At 68.6% G+C, this 11,696-nt stretch carries 9 protein-coding genes; 6 read left to right on the top strand and 3 right to left on the bottom strand.

From position 1 onward, the window contains the following. The 3 genes from AB7U46_RS09850 to AB7U46_RS09840 form a co-directional block, all read right to left on the bottom strand. On the bottom strand, positions 1–226 hold a 226-nt coding region (locus tag AB7U46_RS09850), incomplete at its 3' end, for a homocysteine S-methyltransferase family protein (protein WP_428336793.1). Further along, complete coding sequence (locus AB7U46_RS09845; protein WP_428336792.1) at positions 189–2,318, bottom strand: phosphatidylglycerol lysyltransferase domain-containing protein; 2,130 nt, start codon at positions 2,316–2,318, stop codon at positions 189–191. The genes AB7U46_RS09845 and AB7U46_RS09850, both read right to left, overlap by 38 nt. 322 nt (positions 2,319–2,640) lie before the next feature. Next, positions 2,641–2,952, bottom strand: a complete 312-nt coding sequence (locus AB7U46_RS09840) for a DUF1476 domain-containing protein (RefSeq protein WP_428336791.1) — start codon at positions 2,950–2,952, stop codon at positions 2,641–2,643. A gap of 296 nt (positions 2,953–3,248) precedes the next feature. On the opposite strand from AB7U46_RS09840, the gene purC reads away from it, so the two are divergent. From purC to AB7U46_RS09810, 6 genes are all read left to right on the top strand, one after another. Next, positions 3,249–4,010, top strand: coding sequence for a phosphoribosylaminoimidazolesuccinocarboxamide synthase (purC, locus tag AB7U46_RS09835; RefSeq protein WP_428336790.1), 762 nt, complete (start codon positions 3,249–3,251; stop codon positions 4,008–4,010). 14 nt (positions 4,011–4,024) lie between these two features. Next, on the top strand, positions 4,025–4,264 hold the full coding sequence (gene purS, locus AB7U46_RS09830; protein WP_428336789.1) for a phosphoribosylformylglycinamidine synthase subunit PurS: 240 nt from the start codon (positions 4,025–4,027) through the stop codon (positions 4,262–4,264). Positions 4,265–4,336: 72 nt separating this feature from the next. Further along, entirely contained in the window at positions 4,337–5,005 is a 669-nt protein-coding gene (gene purQ / locus AB7U46_RS09825) for a phosphoribosylformylglycinamidine synthase subunit PurQ (RefSeq protein ID WP_428336788.1), read from the top strand. Positions 5,006–5,076: 71 nt separating this feature from the next. Continuing rightward, positions 5,077–6,870 (top strand): sensor histidine kinase, encoded by a 1,794-nt coding sequence (locus AB7U46_RS09820; RefSeq protein ID WP_428336787.1) that lies wholly within the window; start codon positions 5,077–5,079, stop codon positions 6,868–6,870. Positions 6,871–6,875: 5 nt separating this feature from the next. Then, positions 6,876–8,207 (top strand): sigma-54-dependent transcriptional regulator, encoded by a 1,332-nt coding sequence (locus AB7U46_RS09815; RefSeq protein WP_428336786.1) that lies wholly within the window; start codon positions 6,876–6,878, stop codon positions 8,205–8,207. Positions 8,208–8,761: 554 nt separating this feature from the next. Then, positions 8,762–11,677 (top strand): Rne/Rng family ribonuclease, encoded by a 2,916-nt coding sequence (locus AB7U46_RS09810; protein ID WP_428336785.1) that lies wholly within the window; start codon positions 8,762–8,764, stop codon positions 11,675–11,677. Positions 11,678–11,696: the final 19 nt, after the last annotated feature.

Raw genomic sequence — 11,696 nt, 5'->3', positions numbered from 1 at the left:
GCTTCAGCCGGCTCGCGTTCGCACCGAAGGAATTGGTCAGGAACAGATCCGAGCCCGCCTCGACCGCGCCGCGGTAGAGGGCGGCGATCCGGTCGGGGTGATCGACGTTCCAGAGCTCCGGCGGCTCGCCCGAGGCCAGCCCCATGTTGAAGAGATTGGTCCCCGTCGCGCCATCGGCCATCAGCCAGTCACGGGTCTCGAGCAGGTGCTTGAGCGTATTGGTCATGGCCGGGCCCTTTCTTGCTTGCGCAGATTTGCGCATCTCCTGCCATGGGGCGGGCGAAAGTGCAATTTCGATCTCTTGAAGATGGCCTTGAACGGGGCGCATCACCCCGAGGCCCGGGCGGCGCGCCGGGCAGCGGGCGGGGGCGGCGGATTGCATGCAGCAGTCCGCTCGCGGCGAGCATGAGCCCGCTGCGCGAAGGCGCGGCGATATAACGGGGCGAAAGGCGGGGCGCGAAGCTCATCTTGAACTGGCGCAGCCCGGCGGCGCCCGCGTCACGCTCGACCCGGCGCCAGATCAGCGCGGCGGGCCCGGTCGTCGCGCCCGCGCGGGGCGGCAGCGCGGCGAGCGACAGCCGGCGGACCCCGCGCGCGGCGGCCTGCGTGATCGCCGCCGCGATCAGCGCCTGCATCGTGCCGTCCGGGGCATCCGGGGCGGGGCGCATCAGATCGAGCACCCATTCCCGCGCATTGGCGTGAAAGCTTGCGAAACCGATCAGCCTCCCGTCCCGCCAGGCCAGGAACACCTCCTGGCGGCGCAGGTATTCGGGCGCGTAGCGGCCCATCGAAAAGCCGCGCTCCCCGCCACGGGCCGCGGCCCAGTCGCAGGCGATCGCGCCCATCGCGGCGAAGGGCAGGGCCGGGCCGCCGGAACTGACCGTCACCCCGGCCTTGTGTGCCTTGCGCAGCTTGCGGCGCAGGCCGGCGCGGGCGGGCCCGTCGAGGTGGAACTCCTGCGGTGCGAGCCAGACCTCCTCCGCCACGGGGGCGATCTGCCAGCCCGCCGCGCGCATTTGCGCCGCGACGCGGCCCGAGATCTTGTAGAGGACGGGGCTGCGCCCTTCGGCTTTTGCCGCGCGCTCCAGATCGGCAATCAGCGCGGGCAGGGCGGGGCGACCGAACGGATCGAGCAGCGCGACGAGCGTCTGCGGCGCGCGTCCGATCATCCAGCCCGAGCGCGCGCCGGGGCCGAAGAGCACGCCATGCTCCCCCTGGTGGAGCAGGCCCAGCTCGGCCTGCGGGCTTGTCGCGACGAGCAGCGCGACGCGCGGGCTGACCGTTTGCGTGGGCGCCGCGAGCACCGGGCCGAGCCGGATCGCGGGGCCGGGTCGGCGCGCGATCGCAGCCAGCGCGATCAGCGCGGGGGCGGCGTAATAGACCAGACGCCAGGCGAGAACGGCGCCCAGAAGCTCGGTCTGCCCGGCCGCGGGCAGGAGCGAGACGAGCGTGATCTCGAACGGGCCGATCCCGCCCGGCGTGCCGGAGACGAATCCGGCGCCGAGCGCGAGCAGGAAGGCCGGGTAGAGATGGAGGAGGCCAAGCCCCGCCTCCGCCGGCAGCAGCACCCAGAGCGCCAGCGCGGCAAGGCCGGTGTCGAGCGCGGCAAGGACGAGGATGCGCCCCATGGCCCGCAAGCCCGGCAGGCGGATCCGGCGCGCGCCGAGGCGGATCTCGGGCAGCAGAAGCGCGGTCAGGCCCAGCGCGCCGCCAAAGACGAGGCCGATCCCCGCGAGACCCTGCACCGCCAGGATATGCAGGCCCAGATGCGCCTTGGGGGCGAGCGCGAGCACCAGCGCCGTCAGCACCGCCCAGCCGGCGAGGAAGCTTGCCGCGACGGTCGCGGTGAGCCGCGTCGCCTGGGCGATCGAGAGGCCCGGCAGCATGCGCCAGCGCACCAGCGCCCCCGAGACGAGGCCAAAGCCGATGGTCTGCGAGAGGGCGATCGCGCTCCAGCCCGCACGGCGTGCGGCGCGCGGATCGACATGGGTGCCCTGCAGCCGGTGGATCAACGCGTCATATTGTGCGAGCGCGCCGAAGCTCGCCGCGGTGGCGAGCCCCGCGAGGGCCCATTGCGGCGCGGAGATCCGCGTGCTGGCCTGCAGCACCTCCGCGGGATCGAGCGCGGCGAGCCGGTCGCGCAGCAGCCACAGGAAGGCGGCCAGGAGCGCGATGCCGAGCGCCTGCCGAAGCAGGGTGGCATCGACGGGGGGCAGGCCCGGGGCCCGCACGATCGCGCGCAATCCGGCGCGCGGCGGCGCATCCGAAGGTGCCCCGGTCCCGGTCTTTCGCGTCTTTCCGTCTCTGTCGCCCGGCATCCTGATCCTCCTCCTTGGGGCGGTTTTGCACCGGGGGCGGTTCATGGCGGGTTAATGGAGGGGGGGATTCCCCCGGGCAGATGCGCCCAGGGTTAATGCGCCCGGGCGGGGGCGCCTTCGCGCCGGGGGGCACAGCCCGGGCGGAATGCGAAAGGCGCCCGCGGAAACCGGGGCGCCTTGGCGGGCGATCACTTCTGACGGTGCGCTATCGAAGTCTTTCGAGGCTCTCGCGCGGCGGCGGCATTCTGCACGACAAACCGACACCGGGCGCGCACGACATTCCCGGGCGTGCCCCCTCGTCGTCTTCTGGCGCCGAAGCGCGTCAGTTCTCCGTCAGCTCGCGCGCCGCCGTGGCGAGCGCGGTGCCGAGCTGGCCGCGGATCGCCGCTTCGTCGGCCTTGCCGGCGAGATCGGAGATCAGCTTGCGGACGACATCGTCCTGGCCCGCTTCCTCGAAGTCGGCCGCGATCAGCGAGGCGGTGTAATCCTCCGCTTCGGGGCCGGATTTGCCCAGCAGCGAGGCCGCCCAGAGTGCGAGCTGCTTCACCGCGCGCGCCTCGGCCTTGAAGCGCAGGTTGGCGTCATGCGCGAACTTGTTCTCGTAGGCGTTTTCGCGTTCGTCGAAGGTGGTCATGGTTCCCCCCGGGTCTGGTTACTCTTCCTCAACATATGCCCATACACGCGCGCGTGAGCAAGGGCACTTCGTCGCTGCGACTGCGAGGGGAGCGCTAACTTCGGGCGCATCCATGGCCGCGCGCGCGCCGCGGATGCCGTCGCGGCAGCGGCGGGGGGCGGCGCCACCGCGAGAGCCTTGCGGCGCGCCGCCCCTTGGCCTATAGGGGCCAAAAGGGCGTTCGCGCCCGCACTCCGGCCCGCCGCCCGCTTCGGCGCCCCGGACCAGCCCGGAAACGGCCCAGAAACGGAGAGCCCATGGCACCGCGTCGCAAGAAGATCTACGAAGGCAAGGCGAAGATCCTGTACGAAGGCCCGGAACCGGGCACGCTCGTGCAGTATTTCAAGGATGACGCCACCGCCTTCAACGCGCAGAAGAAGGCGACGATCGAAGGCAAGGGCGTGCTGAACAACCGCCTGAGCGAGTTCTTCATGAACGGGCTGACCAATGTCGGCATCCCGAACCACTTCATCCGCCGGCTGAACATGCGCGAGCAGCTGATCCGCCAGGTCGAGATCATCCCGCTCGAAGTCATCGTGCGCAATTTCGCCGCCGGCTCGATCGCGAAGCGTCTGGGCATGGAAGAGGGCACCGCCCTGCCGCGCCCGATCGTGGAATACAGCTACAAGAACGACGCGCTCGGCGATCCGCTGGTGCCCGAGGAATATATCGTCGCCTTCGGCTGGGCCAATCAGCAGGATCTCGACGACATCGTCTCGCTCGCGCTGCGGGTGAACGATTTCCTCTCCGGCATCTTCTACGGCGTCGGCATCAAGCTCGTCGATTTCAAGATCGAGATCGGCCGGGTCTGGGATGGCGATTACATGCGCCTGATCGTCGCCGACGAGATCTCGCCCGACAGCTGCCGGCTGTGGGACATCAAGACCGGCGCGCATCTCGACAAGGACGTGTTCCGCCGCGATCTCGGCTCGCTCACCGACGCCTATACCGAGGTGGCGAAGCGTCTGGGCGTGCTGCCCACCAACCCCGAGCCGATCAAGCCGACGCTCATCAACTGAAAGGACCGCAAGCGATGAAGGCCCGTGTTCATGTGATGCTCAAGGATGGCGTTCTCGACCCGCAGGGGGAGGCGGTGCGCCACGCGCTCGGCCATCTCGGCTTCGAAGGGGTCGAGGGGGTGCGTCAGGGCAAGGTGATCGAGCTCGACCTCGCCGCCACCGACACCGCCGCCGCCGAGGCGGAGGTGAAGGCGATGTGCGAGAAGCTCCTCGCCAATACCGTGATCGAGAAATACACCGTCGAGATCGCCTGAGACCGGGGAACCGGGGCGCCGCCCCGGACCCCGAGGACTTTTCGGCAAGATGAAATCAGGAGTGCTTCCGCGATGAAAGCCGCCGTCATCACCTTCCCCGGGTCGAATTGCGACCGCGATCTTTACGATGCTTTCGCCAAGGCCGGGGCCGAGGTGGTGAAGGTCTGGCACAAGGAAACCGAGCTGCCCGCGGGCGTCGACGTGATCGGCATCCCGGGCGGGTTCTCCTTCGGCGACTACCTGCGCTGCGGCGCGATCGCCTCGCGTTCGGCGATCGGCCAGGCGGTGGCGGATTTCGCGGGCAAGGGCGGCTATGTGCTCGGCGTCTGCAACGGCTTCCAGGTTCTGACCGAGATGGGGCTGCTGCCCGGCGCGCTGATGCGCAACGCGGGGCTGAAGTTCATCTCGAAGCCGGTCGCGCTTACCGTCGAGATGACCGACAGCGCCTTTACCTCGGGCTATGACAAGGGCGAGAAGATCGTGATCCCGATCGCCCATGCCGAGGGCAATTACCAGATCGACGCCGAAGGCCTCGCGCGGCTCGAGGGCGAGGATCGCGTCGCCTTCCGCTATGTCGAGAACCCGAATGGCGCGATGGCGGATATCGCCGGCGTGCTGAGCGAGAATCGCCGCGTGCTCGGCATGATGCCGCATCCGGAGCGCTGCGTGGAGCCCGCGCAGGGCGGCACCGATGGTGCGGCGATCTTTGCGGCCCTGATGGGGGTGATGGCGCAGGCGTGATCTTGCCCATCCCGCGCGGCGCGCTTGTTGGCGCCCCGCGCATCGCCTAAATTCGCGCCATGGCGAGGCGCATGTCCCGGATCAGACCCACCCCTTCCGCCGAAGCGCCCGCGCGCTTCGGGCGCCGGCTCGTGCTGCGCGCGGGCGTCGGCTTTGTCGTGCTGCTGGCGATGGTGGTGATCTGGATCACCAATGCCTGGCTGACCGAGCGGTTCACCGAAACCACCCGGGTGCGCACCGAGCTGCGGCTCGCGCTTTACACCGGCAATATCATTTCGGAATTGCAGCGCACCTCGGTGGTGCCGCTTTTGCTCGCACGCGACCCGGTGCTGACCCGCGCGCTCGAGACCGGAGATTTCTCGAAAAGCTCGGCACAGCTGATCTCGGCGCGCGACGATATCGCGGCGGCCTCGATCCGGCTGCTCGACATGACCGGCCGGGTGGTGGCGGCGACGAACCGCAACCTGCTTGGCGCGACCTATGGCACGGAACCCTTCTTCGTCGAGGCGCAGCGCTCGCGCGAGACGATCTTCACCGCAAGCCAGGGCGCCGAGAGCCCGGGCACCGAATTCAACTATTCCCGCGCGATCGTTTCCGACGGCAAGGCGATCGGCGTGATCGTGGTCGAGGCGGAGCTCTCGAAATTCGAGCGCAGCTGGGCGGGGATTTCCGACGCCGTCGCGGTGGTCGACAGCGAGGGAAGGATCATCCTGACGACCGAGCCGAAATGGCGCGGGCTGACGATGGAGCAGGCGCTCGACGCGCGTTCGGCGCCGACCGCGATCGAGCGCGCACTGCAGGCGACGGCGGATTGGGCGAACGAGCCGCCGGACGCCTATCTCAAGGGCCAGGCGGTGATGCGCACCGAGACCCGCGTGCCCTTCCGCGGCTGGCGGATGATCGCCTTCACGAGCTACGATTCGGTGCGCGAGCGGGTGAACGCGGTGCTCGCGCTCGAGATCATGGGCTTCGCGATCCTGCTCGCGGTCGGCTTCTACGTGATCTCGCGCCGCGCGCGGGTGCAGACCGCGGCCTATCGGCGCGAATCGGTCGAGCTGCGGGCGCTGAACACCCGGCTCAACCGCGAGATCGCCGAGCGCGAGAAGGTGCAGAAAGACCTCGCCGTGGCCGAGCAGACGCTGGCGCAGTCGTCGAAACTCGCCGCGCTCGGCGAGATGTCGGCGGCGGTGAGCCATGAGCTGAACCAGCCGCTCGCCGCGATGAAGACCTATCTCGCCGGCGCGCGGCTGCTGATCCAGCGCGCCCGCACCGAGGAGGCGCTGAGTTCGTTTCAGCGCATCGACGACCTGATCGAGCGGATGGGCGCGATCACCCGGCAGCTGAAGAGCTACGCGCGCAAGGGCGGCGAGGCCTTCGAGCCGGTCGATCTGCGCGCCGCGATCAGCTCGGCGCTCGCGATGATGGAGCCGCAGCTGAAGGGGCGCACGGTGCGGATCCTGCGCACGCTGCCGCGCGGGCAGGTGATGGTGATGGCCGACCGGATCCGTCTCGAACAGGTGATCATCAACCTGTTGCGCAACGCGCTCGACGCGACCAAGGGCAAGCCCGACGCCGAGATCGAGCTGATGCTTGCCACCGGCGAGACGGCGGTCTTCTCGGTGCGCGACAACGGGCCGGGGATCACCGATCTGGAAAAGCTCTTCGAGCCGTTCTGGACGACGAAGAAACCGGGGGAGGGGACGGGGCTCGGCCTTGCGATTTCCTCCTCCATCGTGAGCGATTTTGGCGGTCGGCTGACCGCCCATAACGCCGAGGGCGGAGGGGCGGTCTTCGAGATGCAGCTGCCGCTGATCTCGGAGACGACAACGGAGCCGCGCGCGCGCGGCATCAGAGCAGCGGAGTGAACCGGATGGCACGGATGATGAAGGTCGCGATCGTCGACGACGAGGAAGACATGCGGCAATCGGTCAGCCAGTGGCTGGCGCTGTCGGGTTTCGACACGGAAACCTACGCCTGCGCGGAGGATGCGCTGAAGGTGATCGGGGCGGATTGGCCCGGCGTGGTGATCTCCGACATCCGGATGCCCGGGATGGACGGCATGGCGTTTCTCAAGCGGCTGATGGGGATTGATAGCGGGTTGCCGGTGATCATGATTACCGGGCATGGCGACGTGCCGATGGCGGTCGAGGCGATGCGGCTCGGCGCGATGGATTTCATGGAGAAACCCTTCAACCCCGACCGCATGACGGAACTCGCGAAACGCGCGACCCAGGCGCGGCGGATGACGCTCGACAACCGCGCACTGCGCCGCGATCTGGCGGAGGGCGTGCAGGTGATGGGCAAGCTGATCGGCACCTCGGCGCCGATGGAGCGGCTGCGCGAGGATGTGCTCGATCTCGCGCAATCGGACGGCCATGTGCTGATCGACGGCGAGACCGGCACTGGCAAGACCCTCGTCGCGCATGCGCTGCACGCGACCGGCTCGCGCGCGGGCAAGAAGTTCGTCACCGTCTCCTGCGCGGCCTTCACCGAGGAGGCGCTGACAGCGAAGCTCTTCGGCCCGGTCGAGGAGGGCGGCACGCTGCCGCTCGCCGAGGAGGTGCGCGGCGGCACGCTGGTGCTCGAGGATGTCGAGGCGCTGAGCCTTGGCCTGCAGGCGCGGCTGCTGCAATTCATCAACGAGCAGGGCACCCCCGCGGAGACCCGCATCGTCGCGATCTGCAACGCCCATGGCGAGGGCCGCACGCTGGAAGACGCGCTGCGCCCCGACCTCTATTTCCGCCTCGCCGCGCACAAGATCACCCTGCCGCCGCTGCGCGCGCGCGGCGAGGATGTGCTGACCCTCTTCACCCGCATGGCCGAGCAATTCGCCGAGGAATACGGCTGTGACGCGCCCGAGATCGCCGCGCAGGAGGCCGCGCAGCTTCTGCAGGCGCCCTGGCCGGGCAACGTGCGCCAGCTGATCAACGTGGCCGAACGTGCGGTGCTGCAGGCGCGCCGCGGCTCCGGCTCGATCACCTCGCTCTTGATGGCCGACAACGAGGAGGCCGGCCCCGCGATGACGACCGAGGGCAAGCCGCTCAAGGAATATGTCGAGAGCTTCGAGAAGATGCTGATCGACAACACGATGAAGCGCCACAAGGGCTCGATCTCGGCGGTGATGGAGGAGCTTTGCCTGCCGCGCCGCACGCTGAACGAGAAAATGGCGAAATACGGCTTGAGCCGCGGCGATTACATCTGAGACGGGGAGGGGGCGCCGCCCCCGCCGCTGACGCGGCCCCCCGGGATATTTGAACACTTTGGAAGAGGGTATTTCCAAAGTGGCGAAATATCCCGGGGGTGAGGCCGCAGGCCGAGGGGGCAGCGCCCCCTTTTGCCAGCGTTAACCAATCCTTGACGAAAAAGCGATTGTCTTTGCCAAGGCGCCCCGGCTATTGTCTGTGACATGTCGGTGTCGGCAGGTCTGTGCCTGCGGCGCCCACGGAATTCGCTGATTTCCGGGCCGAAGACCCTGCGATGGCAGGTCGGCGCCCAGGGTCAACCGATTGGTCGAAAGACCGTTCTTATGCCCCCAAGGCCTTGAATCTCGGGGGTTTTCAGTTGGGTACGGGGCGTGATCCCCGGGCTCGGGACGAACCGCGATGATGCGTGCGACAGCTGAACGGGTGATGACGGGCGGGCCTCTGGCCGCCGCCGCCCTTCGCGCATGCGCCGCCATCGCCTCAACGAAAAAACATGCCGCAGGGGTGCTTTCCGCAAGGAGGGGGCCCCCGACGGCATGGGAAACAGGACTAAATGGCAAAGAAGATGCTTATCGATGCCACCCACGCGGAAGAGACCCGCGTCGTGGTGGTGGACGGCAACAAGGTCGAAGAGTTCGACTTTGAAACCATCAACAAGCGGCAGCTCGCCGGCAATATCTATCTGGCAAAAGTGACGCGGGTGGAGCCTTCGCTCCAGGCCGCTTTTGTCGATTACGGCGGCAACCGCCACGGCTTCCTCGCCTTCGCGGAAATCCACCCCGATTACTACCAGATCCCGGTCGCCGACCGGCTCGCGCTGATCGAGGAAGAGCGCGCCTATGCCGAGGCCGAGGAGGCCGAGGAGACGAAGTCGCGCTCGCGCCGGTCGCGCTCGCGTTCGCGCTCGAAGGGCGAGGCCCAGGCCGAGAAGACGGGCGCCGCGGATGCGGTGATCCGCTCGGAAGACATTCCCGGCATGGCGGTGGTCGAGCTGGAAGAGGGCGCGGTCGAGGAGATCGGCGCGCCCGCCGAGATCGTCGAGACGCTCGAGGCGGCAATCGTCGAGCCCGGCGCCGAGGCGCTGCTCGAGGCGGCGGAAGCCGTTGAAACCGAAGCGGAAAGCGCCGAGGTCGCGGAGCCGGTTTCCGAACCGGCCGCCGAGGAGGACAGCTCCGACGAGGAAGAGACCGAGGCCGAAGACACCGGCGATCACGCCGATCACGGCCATCGCGACCACCCCGCCGATGACGAGATCGAATCGGTCGCGGAAGAGGATGTCCACGAGGAGATCCGTGCGCCGCGCAAGCCGCGTCCGCGCCGCTACAAGATCCAGGAAGTCATCAAGGTGCGCCAGATCATGCTGGTGCAGGTGGTGAAGGAAGAGCGCGGCAACAAGGGCGCGGCGCTGACCACCTATCTCTCGCTCGCCGGCCGCTACTGCGTGCTGATGCCGAACACCGCGCGCGGCGGTGGCATCTCGCGCAAGATCACCAATGCCGCCGACCGCAAGAAGCTGAAGGAAATCGCCTCCGAACTCGAAGTGCCGCAGGGCGCCGGGCTGATCATCCGCACCGCGGGCAGCCAGCGCACCCGCACCGAGATCCGCCGCGACTACGAATATCTCATGCGGCTCTGGGAGCAGATCCGCGAGCTGACGCTGAAGTCGATCGCCCCCGCCCCGGTCTACGAAGAGGGCGACCTCATCAAGCGCTCGATCCGCGACCTCTACTCGAAGGACATCGACGAGGTTCTGGTCGAGGGCGAGCGCGGCTATCGCGTGGCCAAGGACTTCATGAAGATGATCATGCCGTCCCACGCCAAGAACGTGAAGCATTACGCCGAACAGCTGCCGCTTTTCGCGCGCTTCCAGGTCGAAAGCTACCTGAGCGGCATGTTCAACCCGGTGGTGCAGCTGAAATCGGGCGGCTACATCGTCATCGGTATCACCGAGGCGCTGGTCGCGATCGACGTGAACTCGGGTCGGGCCACCAAGGAAGGCTCGATCGAGGACACCGCGCTCAAGACCAACCTCGAGGCCGCGGATGAGGTGGCGCGCCAGTGCCGTCTGCGCGACCTCGCCGGCCTGATCGTCATCGACTTCATCGACATGGAGGAGCGCAAGAACAACTCCGCGGTCGAGAAGCGTCTGAAAGACAAGCTGAAAACCGACCGCGCGCGGATCCAGGTCGGCCGCATCTCGGGCTTTGGCCTTCTGGAGATGTCGCGTCAGCGGCTGCGCCCGGGCATGCTCGAATCGACGACGCAGCCCTGCCCGCATTGCCACGGCACCGGGCTCATCCGTTCGGATGACTCTCTGGCGCTGCAGGTGCTGCGCGCGATCGAGGAAGAGGGCACGCGCAAGCGGAGCCGCGAAGTTCTGGTGAAATGCCCGATCGCGGTGGCGAACTACCTGATGAACGCCAAGCGCGAGCATATCGCCTCGATCGAGGCGCGCTATGGCATGGCGGTGCGGATCGAGGCCGATCCGACGCTGGTCAGCCCCGATTTCTCGATCGAGAAGTTCAAGACGGCGACGCGGATCGTGCCTGAGGTCGTCTCGAGTGCGGTGCATGCGACCGCCGAGCTGATGGCCGAGATCGACGAGGCCGAGATCCCCGAAGAGGAGGAGGATCTCGACGACAGCGCCGAGAGCGAGGCCGAGGCGGTCGAGGCGGGCGAGGGCGAGGACCAGCCGAAGAAGAAGAAGCGTCGTCGTCGGCGTCGCCGGAAATCGGGCTCGAACGCGGCGGATGGCGCCGAGGAGGGCTTTGACGAGGGCGAGGACGAAGGCGGCGACGAGGAAGCCGAGGGGGCCGAGGGCGACGACGAGGCCGCGGAAGACGCGGCCCGCGCCGCGGCGGCGGCGGCACTCGCGGCGGTGAGCCTGCCCGAGATCTCCGGCGAAGCGGAGGCCGAGGCCGAGGCGATTGCCGAGACGGTGGTCGCGGCGGAAGCGGCCGAGGCTGCCGAAGAGGCGCCCGCGCCGAAGAAGCGCACGACCTCGTCGCGCTCGCGCTCGCGCTCGAAGAAGGTGACCGAGCCGGTCGAGGGCGCGGAAGCGGCCGAGGGGGCCGAGGAGGCGCCGGCGCCGAAGAAACGCACGACCTCGTCGCGTTCGCGCGCGAAGAAGGTGGTCGAGGAGGCCCCGGTCGAGGCAGTCGCCGAGCCGGTGACCGAAGCGGCGCCCGTGGCCGAGGTCGAGGCCGCGCCGGTGGTGGAGGCCGCGCCTGCGCCGGTCGCCGAGACCCCGGCGGAGCCCGCGCCCGAAAGCGCGCCGGAGCTGGTCGAGACCCCGGTTGAAACGGTGACCGAAGTCACGCTCGAGCCGGCCCCGGTCGAGACCGTGGCGGCGCCCGAGGCGGGGCTCGGCGCCGATCCCGAGGCGCCCGCGCCGGAACCCGAGCCGGTTGGCGAGGCGGCGGACGACAGCGCGCCGAAGCGCCGCGGCTGGTGGTCGATGAGCAAGTAAGCCACTGACAGAAAAGCGA

It is taken from the genome of Paenirhodobacter sp., assembly GCF_050177655.1.
In the GTDB taxonomy this organism is placed as follows: domain Bacteria; phylum Pseudomonadota; class Alphaproteobacteria; order Rhodobacterales; family Rhodobacteraceae; genus Rhodobacter.
This window is presented reverse-complemented; position numbering and strand designations above follow the sequence as displayed.